This window comes from Flavobacterium sp. KMS (assembly GCF_000813005.1).
Classification (GTDB): domain Bacteria; phylum Bacteroidota; class Bacteroidia; order Flavobacteriales; family Flavobacteriaceae; genus Flavobacterium.
Genome location: NZ_JSYP01000010.1, coordinates 99556 through 120553, shown reverse-complemented (window position 1 = coordinate 120553; position 20998 = coordinate 99556). Strand labels below are relative to the sequence as shown.

The 20998-nt window shown below is 32.8% G+C and carries 27 protein-coding genes; all 27 read left to right on the top strand.

What is annotated here, in order from left to right:
- The first annotated feature begins 3 nt into the window (after positions 1–3).
- The 27 genes from OA93_RS11615 to OA93_RS11485 all read left to right on the top strand — a co-directional run bounded on the left by OA93_RS11615 (position 4) and on the right by OA93_RS11485 (position 20987).
- Complete coding sequence (locus tag OA93_RS11615) at positions 4–258, top strand: phosphopantetheine-binding protein (protein ID WP_035620058.1); 255 nt, start codon at positions 4–6, stop codon at positions 256–258.
- On the top strand, positions 258–1145 hold the full coding sequence (locus OA93_RS11610) for a lipid A biosynthesis acyltransferase (protein ID WP_039113389.1): 888 nt from the start codon (positions 258–260) through the stop codon (positions 1143–1145). The genes OA93_RS11615 and OA93_RS11610 overlap by 1 nt, the downstream gene beginning before the upstream one ends.
- A gap of 61 nt (positions 1146–1206) precedes the next feature.
- Positions 1207–2850 carry an NAD(P)/FAD-dependent oxidoreductase gene (locus OA93_RS11605; protein WP_039113387.1) on the top strand — a complete coding sequence of 548 codons (1644 nt, stop codon included), beginning with the start codon at positions 1207–1209 and terminating at the stop codon, positions 2848–2850.
- 39 nt (positions 2851–2889) lie between these two features.
- Entirely contained in the window at positions 2890–3792 is a 903-nt protein-coding gene (locus tag OA93_RS11600; RefSeq protein WP_035620065.1) for a hypothetical protein, read from the top strand.
- 10 nt (positions 3793–3802) lie between these two features.
- Positions 3803–4936: a beta-ketoacyl-ACP synthase III gene (locus OA93_RS11595; protein ID WP_039113385.1), complete on the top strand. Its 1134-nt coding sequence runs from the start codon at positions 3803–3805 to the stop codon at positions 4934–4936.
- Positions 4937–5368 (top strand): hypothetical protein, encoded by a 432-nt coding sequence (locus OA93_RS11590; protein WP_082001807.1) that lies wholly within the window; start codon positions 4937–4939, stop codon positions 5366–5368.
- Between the two features lie 8 nt (positions 5369–5376).
- Positions 5377–5835: an ABC transporter permease gene (locus OA93_RS11585; protein WP_039113383.1), complete on the top strand. Its 459-nt coding sequence runs from the start codon at positions 5377–5379 to the stop codon at positions 5833–5835.
- A 7-nt stretch (positions 5836–5842) separates the two neighbouring features.
- Complete coding sequence (locus tag OA93_RS11580) at positions 5843–6160, top strand: hypothetical protein (RefSeq protein ID WP_039113381.1); 318 nt, start codon at positions 5843–5845, stop codon at positions 6158–6160.
- A 12-nt stretch (positions 6161–6172) separates the two neighbouring features.
- Positions 6173–6577 (top strand): hypothetical protein, encoded by a 405-nt coding sequence (locus tag OA93_RS11575; protein ID WP_039113380.1) that lies wholly within the window; start codon positions 6173–6175, stop codon positions 6575–6577.
- Positions 6577–7575: a BtrH N-terminal domain-containing protein gene (locus OA93_RS11570; RefSeq protein ID WP_039113379.1), complete on the top strand. Its 999-nt coding sequence runs from the start codon at positions 6577–6579 to the stop codon at positions 7573–7575. The genes OA93_RS11575 and OA93_RS11570 overlap by 1 nt, the downstream gene beginning before the upstream one ends.
- 60 nt (positions 7576–7635) lie before the next feature.
- Positions 7636–8334 carry an ABC transporter ATP-binding protein gene (locus OA93_RS11565; protein WP_039113377.1) on the top strand — a complete coding sequence of 233 codons (699 nt, stop codon included), beginning with the start codon at positions 7636–7638 and terminating at the stop codon, positions 8332–8334.
- Entirely contained in the window at positions 8324–9607 is a 1284-nt protein-coding gene (locus OA93_RS11560) for an ABC transporter permease (RefSeq protein ID WP_039113374.1), read from the top strand. Before OA93_RS11565 ends, OA93_RS11560 begins: the two co-directional genes overlap by 11 nt.
- Positions 9582–10031 carry an acyl-CoA thioesterase gene (locus OA93_RS11555; RefSeq protein WP_039113373.1) on the top strand — a complete coding sequence of 150 codons (450 nt, stop codon included), beginning with the start codon at positions 9582–9584 and terminating at the stop codon, positions 10029–10031. Before OA93_RS11560 ends, OA93_RS11555 begins: the two co-directional genes overlap by 26 nt.
- Before the next feature lie 198 nt (positions 10032–10229).
- On the top strand, positions 10230–11381 hold the full coding sequence (locus OA93_RS11550) for a beta-ketoacyl synthase N-terminal-like domain-containing protein (protein ID WP_039113372.1): 1152 nt from the start codon (positions 10230–10232) through the stop codon (positions 11379–11381).
- Between the two features lie 26 nt (positions 11382–11407).
- A complete protein-coding gene (locus OA93_RS11545) occupies positions 11408–12097 on the top strand; it encodes a hypothetical protein (RefSeq protein ID WP_039113371.1) in 690 nt (229 codons plus the stop codon).
- 97 nt (positions 12098–12194) lie between these two features.
- Positions 12195–12839 carry a 3-oxoacyl-ACP synthase gene (locus OA93_RS11540; protein ID WP_039113370.1) on the top strand — a complete coding sequence of 215 codons (645 nt, stop codon included), beginning with the start codon at positions 12195–12197 and terminating at the stop codon, positions 12837–12839.
- Between the two features lie 2 nt (positions 12840–12841).
- The gene (locus tag OA93_RS11535) at positions 12842–13099 is read left to right on the top strand and encodes a phosphopantetheine-binding protein (protein ID WP_035620100.1); all 258 of its coding nucleotides are present in this window, start codon (positions 12842–12844) and stop codon (positions 13097–13099) included.
- A gap of 246 nt (positions 13100–13345) precedes the next feature.
- Positions 13346–14548: a beta-ketoacyl-[acyl-carrier-protein] synthase family protein gene (locus OA93_RS11530; protein WP_039113369.1), complete on the top strand. Its 1203-nt coding sequence runs from the start codon at positions 13346–13348 to the stop codon at positions 14546–14548.
- Complete coding sequence (locus OA93_RS11525; protein ID WP_039113366.1) at positions 14545–15606, top strand: beta-ketoacyl synthase N-terminal-like domain-containing protein; 1062 nt, start codon at positions 14545–14547, stop codon at positions 15604–15606. The genes OA93_RS11530 and OA93_RS11525 overlap by 4 nt, the downstream gene beginning before the upstream one ends.
- Positions 15603–16382 (top strand): polysaccharide deacetylase family protein, encoded by a 780-nt coding sequence (locus tag OA93_RS11520; protein ID WP_039113365.1) that lies wholly within the window; start codon positions 15603–15605, stop codon positions 16380–16382. The genes OA93_RS11525 and OA93_RS11520 overlap by 4 nt, the downstream gene beginning before the upstream one ends.
- A gap of 64 nt (positions 16383–16446) precedes the next feature.
- Positions 16447–17007: an outer membrane lipoprotein carrier protein LolA gene (locus OA93_RS11515; protein ID WP_240474724.1), complete on the top strand. Its 561-nt coding sequence runs from the start codon at positions 16447–16449 to the stop codon at positions 17005–17007.
- A complete protein-coding gene (locus tag OA93_RS11510) occupies positions 16973–17611 on the top strand; it encodes a hypothetical protein (RefSeq protein ID WP_039113361.1) in 639 nt (212 codons plus the stop codon). The genes OA93_RS11515 and OA93_RS11510 overlap by 35 nt, the downstream gene beginning before the upstream one ends.
- Before the next feature lie 33 nt (positions 17612–17644).
- Positions 17645–18262 (top strand): porin family protein, encoded by a 618-nt coding sequence (locus tag OA93_RS11505; protein ID WP_039113360.1) that lies wholly within the window; start codon positions 17645–17647, stop codon positions 18260–18262.
- Positions 18263–18266: 4 nt separating this feature from the next.
- Positions 18267–18911: an outer membrane beta-barrel protein gene (locus OA93_RS24120; protein WP_052259435.1), complete on the top strand. Its 645-nt coding sequence runs from the start codon at positions 18267–18269 to the stop codon at positions 18909–18911.
- Positions 18912–18921: 10 nt separating this feature from the next.
- The gene (locus tag OA93_RS11495; protein ID WP_039113359.1) at positions 18922–19293 is read left to right on the top strand and encodes a 3-hydroxyacyl-ACP dehydratase; all 372 of its coding nucleotides are present in this window, start codon (positions 18922–18924) and stop codon (positions 19291–19293) included.
- A gap of 2 nt (positions 19294–19295) precedes the next feature.
- Positions 19296–19781 carry a hypothetical protein gene (locus tag OA93_RS11490; RefSeq protein WP_039113358.1) on the top strand — a complete coding sequence of 162 codons (486 nt, stop codon included), beginning with the start codon at positions 19296–19298 and terminating at the stop codon, positions 19779–19781.
- A gap of 18 nt (positions 19782–19799) precedes the next feature.
- The gene (locus OA93_RS11485; protein ID WP_039113357.1) at positions 19800–20987 is read left to right on the top strand and encodes a DUF2062 domain-containing protein; all 1188 of its coding nucleotides are present in this window, start codon (positions 19800–19802) and stop codon (positions 20985–20987) included.
- Positions 20988–20998: the final 11 nt, after the last annotated feature.

The window sequence follows — 20998 nt, the reverse complement described above, 5'->3', positions numbered from 1 at the left end:
ATAATGAATAAGCAAGAGATAATAGAAAAGATTAATGGTTTTTTGGTTGATGAATTTGAAGTTGATAATGATGACATTGAACCGAACGCTAATTTAAAAGATACTTTAGGACTAGATAGTTTAGATTATGTAGACTTGGTAGTATCTATTGAATCAAATTTTGGCGTAAAATTAGTTGAAGTTGATTTCGTTGGCATTGCTACTTTTCAAAACTTTTATGACCTTATCGAAACCAAACTAAAAGCCAAAACTGCTTAATGAGCAAATGGGATGGCAAATCAAAAGGAACTGTTTTAGGATATAGAATATTCGTTTTTTTAATACAAAAAGCGGGTGTTAGATCTGCCTACTTTCTCCTGTACTTTGTCGCATCTTATTATTTCCTTTTTCTCAAAAAAAGCAATCGTGCCATCTTTTATTACTTTAATAAAAGACTAGGCTATTCCTATTTTAAATCCAAAAAAATGGTCTTCAAAAGTTACTATACTTTTGGACAAACCATAATAGATAAAGTCTCCATTTCTGCCGGAATAAGAGAACAATTTACCTATGAATTTGATGGAATCGAAACACTAAAAAAACTACTTGCCGAACAAAAAGGTGGTGTTTTAATTAGTGCCCACATTGGGAATTTTGAAATTGCAGAACATTTCTTCGGAGAAATCGATATCAATTTTCAAATCAATTTGGTTACTACCGACTTGGAACATTCGGATATAAAAAAATATTTAGAAAGTGTTACCCAAAAACCAACTGTCAAGTTTATTATCATAAAAGACGATTTGTCTCATATTTTCGAAATCAATGCTGCTCTGGGCAGAAACGAACTTATCTGTTTTACAGGAGATCGTTATTTTGAAGGAACAAAATCATTATCAGACAAACTATTAGGACAAGAAGCTAATTTCCCGGCAGGACCATTTTTAATTGCTTCCCGATTAAAAGTTCCCGTAGTTTTTGTGTATGTAATGAAAGAACCAAACTTGCATTATCACTTATATGCTCGTGAAGCTGCTGTAAAACATCGCGATGAAAAAGGGTTATTACGTGCTTACATAGAAAACGTTGAATCCATGCTTGAAAAGTATCCCCTACAATGGTTCAATTATTTTGATTTTTGGAATCAATTAAAAAACACAAAATAAAACAAGCCACTACACATATAGTAAGAATTCTTTTATACTTTAGCAAATCTTAAAATAAAGTATGAAAGAGCTTGATACTATCATAATTGGTTCAGGAGTTGGCGGCTTAGCAACAGGAATTTGTTTAGCAAGAGCTGGGCAAAAAGTCTTAATCCTCGAGCAACATTATGTTCCAGGTGGCTGGAGTCATAGCTTTATGTTAAAGGGACAACGTTTTAGTCCTGGCGTACATTATGTAGGTCTTATAGATAAAGGAGCGTCTACCAATGAACTTTATCGTGGCTTAGGAATTGCCAATGATATGGTGTTTTTCCGAATGAATAAAAAAGCATACGAACATTGCCTGATCGGAAACCAAACTTTTGATTTACCAGCAGGAATCGACAACCTCAAAAAAACACTTTCATCACATTTTCCTAAAGAAGAAAAAAACATAACCGAATATCTTTCCTTAGTCGAGAAAGTAAATTTTGAATTGCAACTAATGCCAAAACTAAAAGGTTTGTGGCAGAAAATAACAGTTCCCTTCCGAACCAAACATTTTGGCAAGTTTGCCTTATTCCCTTTAAAAAAAGTAATTGGCTGGCATATAAAAGATCCAATGCTCAAAGCTGTCCTTAATATACAATGTGGTGATCATGGGCTTTCGCCAAATAGAGCCTGTTTCCCTGTACATTGTTCCGTGATGGGACATTATTTTGATGGAGGCTTTTATCCCATGGGCGGAGGTGGAGGTATTGTAAAAGCAATGACAAATGGAGTAAAAAAACATGGTGGAGAAGTTCGCATAAAGCAAAATGTCAAAAGAATAATTATTGAGAATAAAAAAGCAATAGGAGTTGAACTCGAAAACGGAGAAACCATTTTTGCTAAAAATATTATTTCCAATGCTGATCCGTCTATTACCTATTTAAACTTAATAGGTAAAGAACATTTAAGTAAATCACTTATTAAGAAACTACAGAAAACTAAATACTCCGTAACCTCATTAATTTTATTCCTGACATTAGATATGGATGTTACCCAATTTAATATTGATTCGGGAAATATATGGATGATGAAAGATGAAAACGACGATGAAAATTTTGAAAACCTAATGAGTAACAACATTGATTCTGGCGATTCATTTCCTGCCGTTTTTATAAGTTGCACAACACTTAAAGATCCAGCAAGTTTTAACGGAAGATATCACAATTTTGAAATCGTTACTTATGTAAATTATGACAACTTAAAAGATTTTAACGGATTAGAAGATTATCATAATGAAGAATATAAAGTTTTCAAAGAAAAAGTGATTGATAAACTGATGAACAATCTGGAGAAAATCATCCCAAATGCAAAACAAAATATTGTTCAAGCCGAATTAGGAACACCAAAAACAAATGAGTTTTATATCAATTCGACCAAAGGCAATGTATATGGAACTGAAAAAACATTAAATCAAGTTGGTCCATTCTCCTATAAAAACAAAACCGAGATCGAAAATTTATTTTTATGTGGAGCGTGTACACTATCACATGGTGTTGCAGGGGCAACCTATTCAGGAGTTGCTGCCGCCGCTTTGATTCTTAATTGCACATCCGACGAATTACTTATTGAAGATAAAAATCAAGAAATTCGTATTTATGATGCCGAAGATGAATCGACTTGGCCAGATTGGATTCACACAAAGCGAACCGATAAAATCAGAAAATTCGTTTCATAAAATTAATTACTTTTGCCATAACCAAAAGCCACAACCAAAATGAAAAATGTTCTTTTTATTTATTACTCTCAATCTGGACAACTCGAAAGTATAGCTCGGAATATAGCGAAACCTTTCTTGAATTCAGACGAGTTTAAAGTAACGTTTCATGAAATACAATTAGAGAAACCTTTTCCTTTTCCTTGGGATAAAGATTCTTTTTTTGATGCTTTTCCTGAGTCATTTAGGCAAATCCCAACAGCATTAAAACCAGTTCCCGAAGAAATATTAAATACAAAATTCGACTTAGTTTTATTAAACTATCAAGTTTGGTATTTATCCCCTTCTATCCCTATTAACTCCTTTTTAAAAAGTCCCGAAGCACATAAAATATTAAATAATACTCCTGTAGTAACCATAAGTGGTTCAAGAAATATGTGGATTATGGCGCAGGAAAAAATTAAAGTTTTACTAAAAGAAGCCAATGCAAATTTGGTTGGAAACGTAGCTTTAGTAGATCGTGTTGGCAATTTAATAAGTGTGATTACTATTGTAGAATGGATGTTCTCTGGAGTTAAAAAAAAGTATTTGGGTATTTTCCCTTTACCAGGAGTATCTGAAAAAGACATTCAGGAATCCTCAAAATTTGGAGATATTATTGCTTCAAATCTAAAAGAAAATAATTTAAAAGACCTACAACCTAAACTAATCGCAAATTCAGCCGTTCGTATTAGTTCTTATTTGGTAACCGTAGATAAAACTGCTAATAAAATTTTTACCAAATGGTCAGGATTAATCTCCAGAAATGATAAAAACAGAAAGGTACTCCTTAAGGTATTTAATGTTTATTTATTCCTCGCGATTTGGTTAATATCCCCAATAGTGTATATATTGCACGTTATTACATATCCTATTAAAATAAACAAAATAAAAAAAGAAACTCAATATTACCAAGGAGTTTAGCACCCATATTATGTTTGAAGTATATATTACAAAAGCCGCAAAATATTTGCCAAATGAAGCTGTCACAAATGATGAAATGGAAAGCTATTTGGGCCTTATCAACGATGCCGTTTCCAAAGCGAGACGTATTATTTTGCGCAATAACAAGATTGTAAGTAGGTATTATGCAATAGACAAAGAAGGAAAAAGCACGCATAATAATGCGGAGCTAACGCATAATGCTATCGTAAAATTATTTGATAACGATTTTACTCCACAAGATATGGAAGTCCTTTCTTGCGGAACCTCAACACCAGATCTTTTTTTACCATCCCATGCAGCTATGGTTCATGGATTACTAAAGAACAAATCGGTTGAGTTAAACTCTTCATCAGGAGTTTGCTGCGCAGGAATGAATTCGCTAAAATATGGTTTCCTTTCTATTAAATCAGGAAATTCAAAAAATGCCGTTTGTACAGGATCCGAGAAAGTTTCGTCATGGTTCTTATCTCAAAAATATAATCCAGAAGTTTCTAATTTAAAGAATCTGGAAGAACTTCCTATAATCGCTTTTAAAAAGGATTTTTTAAGATGGATGTTATCCGATGGTTCTGGTGCTTTTTTATTAGAAAATAAACCAAGAGGACCTATTTCCTTAAAAATAGAATGGATGGAAGCTTTTTCGTATGCTTATGAATTAGAGACTTGTATGTATGCTGGAGGAGACAAATTAGAATCTGGCGAGATAAAACCCTGGAGTGATTACTCTCCAGAAGAATGGTTAAACGAATCTGTATTTTCTATCAAACAAGATGTAAAATTATTAGATGAATTTATCTTGGCTAAGGGCGCAAAAAGCATGAGTGAAGCAATGGCAAAAAATGCCGTTACTGCAGACCAGATTGATTATTTTATCCCTCACGTTTCTTCTCATTTTTTTGTTGAAGGTTTAAAGAAAAACCTAGAAGAAAACAATGTAGGAATAGCCGATGAAAAATGGTTTATGAATCTTGCTAATGTTGGAAACGTAGGTTCGGCATCCATTTATCTTGCTGTTGAAGAATTAATGAACTCAGGAAAATTAAAAGTAGGCGACCGCATTCTTTTATCAGTTCCCGAAAGCGGACGATTCTCATTTGCGTATGCGTATTTAACGGTTTGCTAAATCATGACAAAACCTATTCTAGATAAAGAAGCAGTCGAAAATTTATTACCTCAAAAGTTCCCTTTTGTAATGGTAGACAAAATGTTTTCATTTGATGAAAGTTCTTTGGTTGCTGGCTTAAAAATTCAAAGTGAAAATATTTTCTCAGAAAACGGAATTTTTTTAGAAGCTGGATTAATAGAACATATGGCGCAATCTGTGGCTTTACATACAGGATATGTTTTTTTCTTAAAACAAGAAAAAGCACCGACAGGATATATAGGTTCTATAAAGCAAATTGATATAAAGAAATTGCCTAATGTTAACGACGAGATACAATCGACGATTACTATTATACAAGAATTTGCCGGAATAACATTGGTAGATATTGTTACGACCTTAAACAACGAAGAAATTGCCAACGGACAAATGAAAACCGTTTTGGCTAAATAATATAACAAATGGACACTCTAGTAGACATCCGAAATTATCTCCCGCACCGTGAGCCAATGCTTATGGTAGATTTGATTCTTACGATAGATGCTCAAAGTGTAGAAACCATTTTTTTAATTAAAGAAGATAATATTTTTGTCGACAAGAATATTTTTATCGAAGCCGGATTAATTGAGAATGTGGCGCAAACCTGCTCTTCTATTGTAGCACAAAAATATTTTGCTAATCCTGACAAAGAAGAAAATGTAAGCGTTATTGGTTTTATCAGTACGCTTAAAAATCTTAAAATATACGAATTGCCAAAAGTGAACACGAGCATAATTACACGAGCAACTTTAGTTTCTAAATTTGCTGGAGACGATTATACATTATGTACGATGAGTTGCGAAAGCTTTCATGAAGAAACACAACTTTTGGAATGTGAAATTAATTTGTTCATTCAAAAGACAAATCCAATCATGCAATAATTTAAACATGGATTTAAAAAAGATATTGTTTCATGTTTTAATACGAATAGCAATTTTAGCATTATTGCTAGGAAGTCTTTTCCTTATTTGGAGTTTTACATATGATCCTCATAAACATTGTGACGGAGATATGCACCGACATGTTGATGGTGGTTTAGGATTATTCATTTTTGGATTCCTAATTATCCAAATGTATTGTATTGGTCTATTTGCTGAAATGATCTATTTATTTATCAAAAAAAGAAAAAAACCAGCTTTTGCAAATTTGGGCATTTTAACAATTCTTGCTTTTATAACAGCTGCTTTTATGTTCGGAATATCATAGTTTAAAGACAATATGGAAAAAGAAAAAGTACCACAAGACCAAGGGAATTTAACCAAAAACAATATGAAAGAGCTTGTATATGCAACCGACGAAAACGGTAATTATACTACAGCTCTAAGTACAGGTTGGGAACCTAAAACTATTGCACTTTCTAATTCTATCGATGAAATAAACGAACGCATCGCCGATGCAAAATTGCAAGTCAAAAACGGAGAACTAAGTCCTATTTGCTATTTTATGGAATTGAACCGAATGGATTTGTTAATCCTTTCTAATTATGTTGGTCTGTGGAAATGGCGCGTAAAAAGGCATTTTAAACCCGCTATCTTTGCAAAACTAAATGACCGCATTTTACAAAAATATGCTGATGCTTTTTCAATCACAGTATCCGAATTAAAAAATTTTAAAACAGATTAATGCAAACTACTTTTACACATCATCAATCGGCGCATTGCGAAAATGGAGTAGCTTCAAATTTGCTAAAAAACAGCGGTTTAAATTTAAGTGAACCTATGGTTTTTGGTATTGGCTCAGGGCTTTTTTTTGTGTACCTGCCTTTTATAAAAGTTAATTATGCACCTGCAATAAGTTACAGAACCTTGCCAGGACAAATTTTTAGGAGAGTTGCCAATAGATTACATTTAAAAATAAAAAGACAAAAGTTTTCATCCATTTCCAAAGCAAGCCAAGCTTTAGATGAAAATCTAAAAAATAATATCCCAACAGGATTACAAGTCGGTGTTTACAACCTAACTTATTTTCCAGACGAATATCGCTTTCATTTCAATGCTCATAACTTAGTGGTTTACGGAAAAACCGATACCGATTATCTTATTAGCGACCCTGTAATGGAAACCGTTACCACGCTTACACATGTCGACTTAGACAAAGTACGTTTTGCCAAAGGTGCTTTTGCTCCAAAAGGGCAAATGTATTATCCGATTCATATTCCTGAGAACGTTGATTTAAAAAGTGCAATTATCAAAGGAATAAAAAATACCTGTCGCGATATGCTTGCGCCAATGCCTATTATTGGTGTTAAAGGAATAAAACTAGTTTCGGGAAAAATACGCAAATGGCCTCTTAAACACGGAACCAAAAAGGCCAATCATTACCTTGCGCAAATGGTACGAATGCAAGAAGAGATAGGAACTGGTGGCGGAGGATTCCGTTTTATATATGCTGCTTTTTTACAAGAAGCTGCCGTTATTTTAAACAATGAAGATTTAAAAATCCTTTCGAAAGAAATGACCCAAATTGGAGATTTATGGAGAGATTTTGCTGTAGAAGCTTCAAGAATCTACAAAAACCGAAGTGCCAAAAATGATGCTTACAATACTATTGCCGACCAACTTTTGGACATTGCCAATAGAGAAGAAGTGTTCTTTAAGAAATTAAAAAAAGCAATTAGCTAATATATTTTGCAACCCATTATTCAAATAACATCCCTTTCTAAAAAGTACAAAAATGCAGAAATGTATTCTTTGAACGATTTAACGCTTACTATAAACGAAGGTCAGATTTTTGGTTTATTAGGTCCAAATGGAGCCGGAAAAACCACATTAATTTCTATGCTTTGTGGTTTAGTCAAGCCTACTTCGGGTTCTTTTACAATTAACGGAATGACATATGGAACTAATGCTACCAAAATAAAAAAATTTATCGGCGTTGTTCCTCAGGAGTATGCCTTATATCCTACCCTAACCGCACGAGAAAATTTGCATTATTTCGGGAGTATGTACGGCTTAAAAGGTCAGGATTTAAAAGACAAAGTAATCGAAACTTTAGACCTTTTGGGTTTACTGAAATTTGCCGATAAACGCATCGAAACCTTTTCGGGAGGAATGAAAAGAAGAATCAATCTAATTGCAGGGATATTACACAATCCTAAAATTATATTTCTGGATGAACCAACAGTTGGTGTCGATGTGCAATCTAAAAATGCTATTATTGATTACCTAAAATACCTCAACCAAAACGGAACTACTATAATCTATACTTCGCATCATTTATCTGAGGCGGAAGATTTTTGTAGTGATATTGCAATACTTGACCAAGGGAAAATTTATGCCCAAGGCACTCCGTCAGGATTAATATCGAATACACAAAATGCCCAAAACCTAGAGGACGTTTTTATTTCATTAACTGGTAAAGAACTGAGAGATGATATATAAACTATGGATGTCCGTTGTGAAAGAATTTCTTTTACTAAAAAGAGATTTAGGAGGATTAATCATTTTATTTGTGATGCCTCTGGTACTTGTTATTACCGTAACCTTAATTCAGGATAGTACATTTAAAACCGTAAGCGATTCTAAAATCGAAATTCTTCTCGTTAATAACGACAACGGTTCAGTAGCCAAAACAGTTTATGATAATTTGCAAAAAAGCAACCTGTTTACTGTAGTAACTCAAATCGACAACATTCCTTTAACCGAGGCTGTTGCCAAAGAAGCTGTTTATAAAGGAAAATATCAATTAGCAATTGTAATTCCGCAAAACTTAAGTAAAGATTTACAGGCAAAAATCGACCAGAATGTACAAAAAATAGTGAGCAGCATTGGTTTAACCGATACACTTGCCCAAACAGAAACTCCTAAAATAATCAACCAAAAGGAGGTTAAACTATACTTTGACCCTGCGGTACAAATGAGTTTCAAGAATGCGGTTATGAACTCTATCGATAAGATGATCTCGCAAATAGAAACACATTCTATATACACTGCTTTTCAGGAACAACTAGGAGAAGGAAGCGCTAGTTTTGAGCAAAAAAGTTTTATCACTTTCAAAGAAATAGTTCCTAGAGTAAACAACAAAGAAGTGTTGCCAAATTCGACACAACATAACGTTCCGGCTTGGACACTTTTTGCTATGTTCTTTATTGTGATTCCGCTTTCGATTAATATTGTAAAAGAAAAAACACAAGGAACCTTCGTTCGATTATTAACAAATCCCGTTTCAAATCGTGTTGTAATGATGGGCAAAACAATTACGTATTCCGTAATTTGTATGATTCAGTTTTATATGATGGTTGCTGTTGCTGTTTTTCTGTTTCCAGAAATTGGTTTGCCACCACTTAATATCGAAGGACATTTATTTTTAATGAGTATCGCTGCGTTGTTCTCTGGATTTGCAGCTATTGGTTTCGGGATTTTATTAGGAACCGTTGCCAAAACACAAGAACAATCGGCACCCTTTGGCGCAACAAGTGTTATTATCTTAGCTGCAATTGGAGGAGTTTGGGTTCCTGTTTTTGCAATGCCAAAAATTATGCAAATTATCGCCAAATCATCACCGATGAACTGGGGATTAAATGCATTTTATGATGTGTTATTACGTAACGCATCTATCTTAGAAATCATTCCAGAAATAAGTTTATTATTTCTGTTTTTTATAATTACCACAACAATTGCCTTAGCATATGATAAGAAGAAAAGAGCAGTATAACGAAGCTATTGCATTAACAGTTACCGAAGAAGTTAGAGTTCGCTTTAACGAAACCGACGCGCTCGGAATCGTTTGGCACGGCTATTATATAACTTATTTTGAAGATGGTCGTGAAGCTTTCGGGCGTAAACACAAACTTACCTATCTGGATGTTGCCGAAAGTGGCTATACAACCCCAATTGTAAAATCTATTTGCGAACATAAATTATCTTTACGTTATGGCGATGTCATCCGAGTAGAAACAAGTATTGTAGATACTCCTGCCGCAAAAATAATTTTTAGATTTAGAATTTTCAATACCAATAATGAGATTGTCTGCACAGGCGAAACCACTCAGGTATTTTTAAATAAAGAAGGGAATTTAATGCTTACCAATCCTCCTTTTTATGAGGAATGGAAACGAAAAGTTGGATTATTGAAGTAAAAACAAACACGAATTATCACGAAATAAAAATAATCCGTGTAAATCTGCTTAATCTGTAAAATCTGCGTGCCTTTTTAGGTAACACAAGATACAATCACAGGAAAGCTTTCCAACAAGGTTTTTTTTACCTTGTAGATATGATAATAAATACAAGATCCCTAACAGGTTTTAAAAACCTGTTAGGATAAAACAATAAAAATGACAAGAGCAGTTTACATCGCGCAAACCAATTGCATCACACCATTAGGGTTTAATGTTCCATCAAACATTGAAACTATCCTACGTGGTGAATCTGGTATTCAGTTGCATGAAGATGTATCGTTGATGCCAAATCCTTTTTATGCATCCATTATAAATGATGAGAAACTAAATACCGCTTTCGCGAAAGTTAGTTCCGAAACCAACTATTCGAGATTAGAGAAAATGATGATTTTGGCTTTAGAGCCAATTGTCAAAAACTCAAAAATAGATTTAGATTCAAAGACAGCCTTTATACTTTCGACAACTAAAGGAAATGTTACTGCATTAAAAAATGATTCGCAAGAGAGTTTTCAGAATGCACATTTGCATACTTTGTCGCAGACAATAGCTAATTATTTTGGATTTAAAACCCAGCCAATAGTAGTTTCAAATGCTTGTGTATCTGGAATTCTAGCCGTTTCGGTTGCCAAAAGATTAATACAAAGCGAACTTTACGACAACGTTTTTATCGTTGCCGGCGATGAAGTTTCAGAATTTGTTTTGTCTGGCTTTAATGCTTTTCAGGCAATGAGCAATTTACCATGCAAACCGTATTCTTTAAACAGAACTGGGGTAAGTCTTGGCGAAGCTGCTGCGGCAGTTTTAGTTTCGGCGGAAGCCAAAAATTCAAAAATAAAAGTTACTGGAGATAGTTCAATAAACGATGCCAATCATATTTCGGGACCTTCAAGAACTGGTGAAGGCTTATTCAGAAGTATTCAAAATGCCCTGAACGAAGCACAAATAAAACCAGAACATATCGATTATATTTCCGCACACGGAACCGCAACATCTTTTAATGACGAAATGGAAGCCATCGCTTTCAACCGATTAGAAATGGGAACAGTTCCTGTAAATAGTCTGAAAGGTTTTTATGGTCATACATTGGGCGCGTCAGGATTATTAGAAACAGTTATTGCCATCGAGTCTGTGCTCCAAAACAAGCTTTTTGTTTCATTAGGTTTTGATGAATTAGGCGTAAGTCAATCGATAAATGTTATTGAAAAAAATGAAGATAAAAATATCAAGACATTCCTAAAAACAGCTTCGGGATTTGGAGGTTGTAATACGGCTGTGGTTTTTGAAAAAGTGAAACACGAATTGCACTAATTTTCACAGATTAACTGATAATAAACATGAAATCATCAACCGGTATATTTATATTCATTATTCTTCTTTCTTTTTTTGGATGTAAAAAAAAGGAAATTGAGAAAGTCGACGAACTACAATTTGAGAAGAATGTTATTAATAATGTTTTTCTTGAAATAGTTGACTCAATATATATGGATAGAAGAACTATTCTTCCACCGCCAATGCCAAGAATTGATTTTAAAACCAATAAAGAAGATACAATTGGTTATCATGCTGAATTAAAAAAATATAATCTTGAACAGGATAGTATCAAAAACGATAAAACTCGAATTTTAATTGGTGTTTATGATGATGTGAAAAAAATTAGTCCTCAAGAAACTGAAATGATTATCAAAGAAATTAATCTTTCCAAATACTCTTATGACATTTCAAAAGAAACAGACGAATACAAATTTGATTTAAAAACTTTTGAAAATAATAAAAAGTTTAATTTTCAAAGAACATCAAAATATCCTCATGAAAAAAATTGGAATCTCGATGACAAAAGTAATTTATTGCCTGTTGGAACTATTTCAGTATCGAGAATCCAGTTTAATAAAACAAAAACCTCAGGGATACTATCTGCCGGTGCTTCTTGCGGAGGTGGAAGATGTGGAAGAGGCTTTTTAATTATAATTGAAAATAAATCTGGAAAATGGAAAATCGATAAAATCATTCATACTTGGGTTTCATAAAATAAAAGAAGTATTGCGATTATACATTTTAAAGTATTCAAATCTTAGTGAAATTTAAAAAACCAAAAAATTAGTGCTAATTAGTGTTTAAAATAAAATGACTCAAAACAAAACATACATACAATCCTATTGCGCAATCCAAAACAACGAAATTGTTTTGAATGAAGCTTCTGTATTCAAAACAGAACCCACTTTATTTGCTGATTTCTCGAAACAAGCGTATCGCAATTTTGAGATTAATTATCCTAAGTTTTTCAAAATGGATTCTTTAAGCAAACTTGCTTTTTTAGGAGCCGAATTACTTTTGAAGTCTGAGACAGAATCGGACCCGAACGATAGTGAACTGGCAAAGCAAACAGAAAACAATACCGCTTTACTTTTAGCCAATAAATCATCAAGTTTAGATACCGATGTAAAGTATCAGGAATCTATATCTGATAAAGAGAATTATTATCCAAGTCCGGCCGTTTTTGTTTATACCTTGCCAAACATTTGCTTGGGCGAAATAAGCATACGTCATCAATTAAAAAGCGAGAATTCTTTCTTTATATTTGATGCCTTCAATCCAGAATTCATGAACAGTTATGCCAATACGCTTTTGCATACCAATAAAGCGGAAAAGGTACTTTGTGGATGGGTTGAATTTTTTAATGAGGAATATAAAGCTTTTCTTTGCCTGATTGGTAAAGACGAAAACCATAAGTATCAAAACGAAACGATAGAAACATTATATAATAAATAATCATGGACGCATTAAAATTAGAATTAAAAAATAAAATTATTACTGTTTTAAACCTTGAAGATATTACCCTTGAAGATATTAATGACAATGACCCTTTGTTTGGAGATGGTCTAGGTTTAGACTCTATCGATGCTTTGGAATTAATTGTTATTCTTGATAAAGATTACGGAATTAAATTAGTTGACCCGAAAGAAGGAAAAGTAATTTTCCAATCAATTGAGTCAATGGCTGCTTACATAACAGCTAATAGAACTAAATAGACTTTTTCAGACTGCTTAGACTGGCTTAGATTTTTATCCCGATCCCGAAACGTCGGGACGGGATTAGATAAAAGTATTGTCTAAAATCTAAAAAGTCTAAAATAGTTTCAAAAAGCTTTTTCAAAGTTTAAAATAATAAATTGTTCGATTTTTAAATTATTCAACTATCCTCTAGTTTTTCATGAATTTTTATCTAGAAAATCTAAGAAGTCTAAGTAAGTCTAAAAATCTAAGTCGTCTAAAAAAATGGTAAAAGGAGTTGCTATAACTGGTATGGGAATAATTTCTTCAATCGGGAATTCGGTTGAGGAAAATTATATTTCATTAATAAATAACAAAGTTGCTATTACAACTATCGAAAACATTTCGACAGTTCATGCCGATGTTATTAAGGTTGGTGAAATAAAAAAAACCAATGCTGAGTTAATCGCTCAATTACAACTTGACGAAGAAAACAACTTTTCAAGAACAGCTATGCTTGGTACAATTGCTGCCAAAGAAGCTGTAGCAAATGCAGGAATTACATCAATTAATGAATATAAAACGGGATTAATTTCGGCAACAAGCGTTGGCGGAATGGATATGACCGAGAAATATTATTACGATTATTTCGATAATCCCGAACTCGAAAAATACATTAGTTGTCATAATTGTGGCGATGTAGCTCAAAAAATTGCCGACGAACTCGGATTAATAGGAATGGTTACTACAATAAGTACGGCTTGTTCTTCGGCTGCAAATGCAATTATGCTTGGTGCACGATTGATAAAAACCGGAAAACTAGACCGAGTAATTGTTGGTGGAACCGATGCTTTGGCAAAATTTACAATCAACGGTTTTAAAACTTTAATGATATTATCTGATGGATATAATAAACCATTTGATGATGAACGCAAAGGATTAAACCTAGGCGAAGCAGCTGCGTTCTTAGTTTTAGAATCTGAAGAAATTGTAAAAAAAGAAAACAAAAAAGTACTTGCTCGTGTTTCGGGTTATGGCAATGCCAATGATGCTTTTCATCAAACTGCTTCATCCGAAAATGGCGATGGCGCTTATCTTGCTATGAAAAAAGCATTTGATGTTGCTGCTATAAACCCTGGCGAGATCGATTATATAAATGTTCACGGAACAGCAACTCCCAATAATGATTTATCTGAGGGAAGAGCAATTCTTAGAATTTACGACCAGAAACCTGTTCCCGATTTTAGCTCAACCAAACCTTTTACAGGACATACACTTGCGGCGGCAGCAGCAATCGAAGCGGTTTATAGCGTACTTGCTATTCAGAACAATGTGGTTTTCCCAAGTTTAAACTTTGAAACTCCAATGCAGGAATTTAACCTAACGCCACAAACAACATTAAAACATAAAAATATCGAACACGTATTATCAAATTCTTTCGGATTTGGTGGTAATTGTTCTACTCTTATATTTTCTAAAAGCAAATGAGGAAAACATATATAAATGGTACAGGTTGTCTTTCAGCTCAAAAAACATTTGATACTGTTTTTTTAGAAGATGCTGAATGGAATAAAAATGACAACGTTTTATTTTTAAAAAAACCTGTCTACAAAGATTTCATTTCTCCAGTTGCAAGCCGAAGAATGGCTAATGGAATTAAAAACGGGATCGTAGCTTCGGCTTATGCATTAAAAGAAGCCAATATTTCGAATATCGATGCTATTATTACTGGAACTGGAATGGGTTGCATCGAAGATTCGGAGAAATTCCTAAAAGCAATTATCGATAATAACGAGGAGTTTTTAACTCCTACTGCTTTTATACAATCAACACACAATACTGTTGGAGCACAAATTGCCCTAACATTGCAATGCAAGGGATATAACTTTACTTATGTAAATGGTGCAATCTCCTTTGAGTCGGCTCTTTTGGATGCAAAAATGCAGATTGAAGGAAACGAAGCCAACTCAGTATTAGTGGGTGGAGTTGATGAAAACGGAGATTATACTATCTCACTTTTTAAATTAGCAGGATACATAAAAGGAGAAAGAAACGAACCTTACGAACTTTTAAACGAAACCACAAAAGGATATGTTTGTGGTGAAGGAGCTAGTTTTTTTGTTTTAGAAAATGAAAAAAAAGAAACTACTTATGCTGAACTTCTAGATGTAGAAATCAAGAACAAGTTACAAGAAAATGAAGTTGAAGCTGAAATTATTAAATTCTTAAAATCGAATAATTTAAAAATTTCGGATATTGATGCTGTGGTTTTAGGCTTAAATGGTGATGTAGAATTCGATTCTTATTATACCAATTTAACCGAAAATGCTTTCGCAAATACACCACAGGTTTATTACAAACATCTTTGTGGAGAATACAATACCGCTTCGTCTTTTGGATTATGGGTTGGTTCTAAAATTATCAAAACACAAACAATTCCAGAACTGATTAAAGTTAATTCACTAGAGAAACCAGCATATAATACTATTTTATTGTACAATCAATTAAACGGTAAAGACCATAGTTTTACATTAATTTCAAAATGATAACGCATAAAAACACTTCTTTGTTTTTTATCATCATATTGCTTTTACTGCTTCTTTCGAAACTTTATATCGCAATCAATATTTGGTGGTTTATTATCATTGGAATAATCTGGTTGAGTATTGCTGCGATAAACTCGGCACGAATAAATTCTAATTATCATGTAAGAGCCTATTGCAATAATCCATCATTGACCAGGAAGAAAATTGCATTAACGTTTGATGATGGTCCGAGCGAAACTACATTAGAAATTCTGGATGTTTTAAAAAAATACGATGTAAAAGCTACCTTTTTCTGCATTGGAAAAAACATCGAGAAACATCCCGAAATTATAGAACGTATTTTATCCGAAGGACATTTGGTAGGGAATCATTCTTATAGTCATTCTGATTTTTTTGATTTTTACAATGCAAAAAAAATACTCGAAGAACTGAGGAAAACGGATGCATTGCTGGAAAAATTTACTTCAAAAAAAATACAATTTTTCCGTCCACCGTATGGCGTAACAACACCATCTATACGAAGAGCTTTAAAAATAAGTAAACATAAAGTAATTGGTTGGAATATCCGATCCCTTGATGGCGGCATTAAAGACCAAGAAATCATTTACAATCGCATTATAAAACGAGTTTCTCCTGGCGGAATTGTACTTTTGCACGATACAGCCAAGCATTCGGTTTTGGTCTTGGAACAGTTCTTGCAGTTCTTGCAGCAAAACAATTACACCGTAATTTCGGTTGAAAAACTTTTGAATCTTAAAGCATATGAAGAAGACTAAAATATACTTATCCGTTATAATTCTGAACCTGTTCGTCTTGAACTCCTTTGCACAAGAACAAAAAATGTCTGATAGTGAAATTGCAGCTTTCAAGCAATCTGTGAATGTAGTTTCTAAAAAAATAAAAACATTAAGTACCGATTTCATTCAGTACAAACATTTGGATTTTTTATCCAAGGATATTGAAACATCTGGAAAGATGATTTTTAAGGAACCAAGCTTATTACAATGGCAATACAAGAAACCATATAATTATAGTATTGTTTTTAAAAACGGTAAAATCCTGATTAATGACGAAGGCAAAAAAAGTGCTGTTGATATTGGAAACAGCAAAATCTTTGGTCGAATCAATAAACTTATTGTAGGTAGTGTAAGTGGCGATATGTTTGATGATAAGGAATTTAGCATCAGTTATTTTAAATCAAAAAACCAGAACATTGCCAAGTTTATTCCAAAAGATGTAACTTTAAAAAAATACATCAAGCAAATAGAATTGACTTTTGATAAAGAAGACGCAACTGTTGTTCAGGTAAAATTACTTGAATCATCTGAAGATTATACTCGAATTGTACTTAAAAATAAAGTGATAAATGCAAAAATCGACGACTCCGTTTTTACTAATTAATTGCTTTCTAGTCATTTTCTTATTTTCTTGTGGTCAAAAAATTACCAAAAATTATACTCCAAAACCATTAGAAAAAACGACTTACGAAGCTCCTTATTTTTCTAATCCCGAAATTGATTATGTCTATAAAGCAAACATAACGGTTTATGGTCATGAACTGTCAGGAATTTTTATTGCCAAGAAAATAAATGATACTACACATCGAGTAGTATTTACAACTGAATTTGGTAACAAATTATTAGACTTTGAAATTTCGGAAACCAGTTTTAAAGTCAACTCAATTGTATCCGAATTAGACCGAAAAATTCTTATTTCGACCTTAAAAAAAGATTTTCGTTTACTTCTTAAAAAGAACTACATAATCGACAAATTATTTGAAAATCAAGAAAATACCATCTACCAAACCAAAGATGACAACCAATATAATTTTATATTTTTATCTAAAGAAAATAACAAACTAGAGAAGGTAGTACATGCCTCACAAACAAAAGAAAAAATAACTATTAGTTTTAGTTCAGAAAACAATATTTTTGCAGAAAAAATAGAGATTTTACATCAAAATATAAAGTTAAAAATAGAGCTGAATTATTTTAAATCAGAGTAAAACTTAAACGAATCATTAAAAATTAAATCAAAAATGAAAAAATTAATCTTAATCGCAGTTGTATTCCTTGTTGGAATCCTTAACACACAAGCTCAGGTAACTGTAAGTCCAGGAATTCGTGGGGGTTTAAATATTTCGAACTTAACTAATTTTGGATCTAGCGACGCTAAAACAGATTTTTATGTGGGGGGTTTGGTAGCCATAAGATTCAATAAATATTTTACCCTTCAGCCAGAATTAACCTATACAAGACAAGGTGCAGAAGCACGTGAATACGCATTAGGATCATTTAGATCAAGAAAAGTAACCTACGAATTAAATTATGTTTCATTAGGTGCAGTTGCTAAATTTCATTTTGCGGGAGGTGGATTTCATATATTAGGTGGTCCGTCGGTAGATTTTAAAACAAGTGACAATTTCCCTTCATACGACTACAATCCTGTTGGAGTTGATGTTGCTTTCGTTGCTGGTCTTGGATATACTTTGCCTAATGGTTTAACTTTTGAAGCAAGATTTAAACAAGGACTAATCGATATTTACGGATATGATGGTATTGATAATAACAACAACTACTACGACGACTACTATGATAACATCATCTTAAATAACGTTTTCCAAATTGGGATTAGTTATACATTTAAAGTAAAATAGAACAATGAATTATAGAAATTTATTTTTTGCCGCATTCTCGATTATAGGAATTTTTCAGGCTCAAGCACAAGTAACTTTTAAACCGGGAATTCAAGCCGGAATTAACATTTCAAAATTGACAGATTCAAATCTTGGAAACAAAACCGATTTTTACATCGGAGCATTTGGAGCTTTAAAACTTTCGAAATTTTACACATTACAACCTGAATTAACATATTCAAGACAAGGAGGTAAAGGAAACGTTTCTATGGGAACTATAACTATTTATGACAATGCAACAAATAGTTATTATATTACTGGTTATAAAGAAGCCAATGTAAATGCATCACTGCAATATATTTCTGGAGTAACGATTAATAAATTTAATTTTACGGAAAGTGTTTATGTATTAGTAGGACCTTTTTGTGACATACTTATTGCAGATACATTTAAAGTAGACCCAAATGATAAAGAAAGAAATTTCAATAAAGGGCAAGATATCGATTTAGGAATTATTGGTGGATTAGGATACAGCCTTAAAAATGGAGTTTCATTTGAAGCAAGAATTAAAAAAGGTCTAACCGATGCATTTACTAATTATTATGCAAATGGAGCTAATAGTACTAATTTAGTTTATCAAATAGGAGCAACATACACTTTCGGGAAATAAAAATACAACTATGGTTTTAAAAGACTTTTATAAAATACTTTCATTAGAAAACACAAATGATTCTAAATACGATGCTGTCATTTTGGTAAATGATAAACACGATGTTTTTAAAGGTCATTTTCCAGACAACCCGATAATGCCGGGAGTATGTATGATACAAATTATAAAAGAACTTTCGGAAACAATTACCAAAAGTAACCTAATGATGCAAACGCTAAGTAATGTAAAGTTCATGGCGCTAATTAATCCCGAAGTTACACCCGAATTACGTTTAGAATTGGATATCACCACAACCGAAGACGGTTTAGTAAAAGTAAAAAACACGACTTATTTTAATGAAACGGTTGCTTTAAAACTAAGCAATGTTTATAAAAAGACTTAATCATGAAATTATTTTTATCCTTATTTTTATTAGTAAGTCTGGTAAGTACACCAGATCTTGCAACTATCAGAAAAATATATCCAACAGCTTCAGGTTCTGAAACAAGTGCAAAAGATTTTACTGCAAAACTAAATGACATTTCTACCACAGACGAAAATATTCTGGTAGCATATAAAGCCGCTTCTATCCTATTGGATTCTAAATATGAGAAGAAACTTTCGTCCAAAATGAGTCGTTTTAAAGAAGGTGCTAAATTATTAGAAAGCACTATCGTAAAAGAGCCAAACTCGATAGAAATTAGAATGATTCGATTAAGTATTCAGGAAAATGTTCCTGGAATTACGGGTTATAAAAAAAACATCAAAGAAGACAAAAAATTTATTCTGGCACATTATAAAGATCAAAATACTGTGCTAAAAGAATACCTAAAGAACTTTATCCTACAATCTAAAAGTTTTTCTGCAGAAGAAAAGCAAACTGTAAAGTAGTTAAAGAAAAACCACAAAATGGAACCTATTTTATCTCAAGAAGAACAACTTGCCCAAACTAATTTTTGTGTTATTGTACCCACGTACAACAACCACAAAACGTTAGCAAAAGTTCTTGATTCTATTTTAACCTGCACCAAAGATGTTATTGTAGTCAATGATGGATCGACAGATAAAACAAGAGAAATTTTAGAAAATTTTCCAGAACTCATACAAATTCACCATCCCGAGAATCAAGGAAAAGGAATTGCATTACAAAACGGTTTTAATAAAGCAATTGCTTTAAATTACGAATATGCAATAACAATCGATTCCGATGGACAACATTTTGCTTCGGATATTCCTTCGTTTATTGATGCTATCCAAAAAGAACCAAATTCCTTGCTTATTGGAAGTCGTAATATGACTCAGGAAAATGTACCTAAAAAAAGTAGTTTCGGAAACAAATTTTCAAACTTCTGGTTTTGGTTTGAAACAGGAATTCGACTTCAGGACACACAATCTGGATTTCGATTATACCCTTTACGATTAATTCCCGAGAGACATTTCACGCCTAAATTTGAATTTGAAATCGAGATAATTGTACGTGCTGCCTGGAAAGGCATTCCGGTTAAAAACATTCCAGTCAAAGTTTTATACGACCCACTGGAAAGAGTTTCGCATTTTCGTCCATTCAAGGATTTTACCCGAATCAGTATCTTAAATACCGTATTGGTTTTTATTGCTCTTGTTTACATTAAACCCAGAGATTTAGTTCTTAAAATTAAAAAAAAAGGACTTAAAAAATTCCTACTAGAAGATATTCTGGAAAGCGATGAATCAAATTTTAAAAAATCGGCAGCAATTGCATTAGGAGTTTTTATTGGAATTTCACCATTTTGGGGATTCCAGACCGTATTACTTCTTTTCTCTGCCACCTTATTCAAGCTTAATAAAGTCATCGCTTTTTTGGCATCAAATGTTAGTTTCCCACCATTCATCCCATTAGTAATATATGGATCTTTAAAAATGGGAAGTCTTTTTATAACAAATACAGCTCCTTTGGTACTAAATGATTCACTATCACTTACAGATGTATCAAAGAATGTAACACAATATGTTGTTGGGAGTTTAGTATTAGCATCCGTAATGGCATTATTATTAGGATCAATAGCCTACTTACTTTTAACATTGTTTAGTACACCCAAAAATAAAACCAATAATTAAATTAAATATTT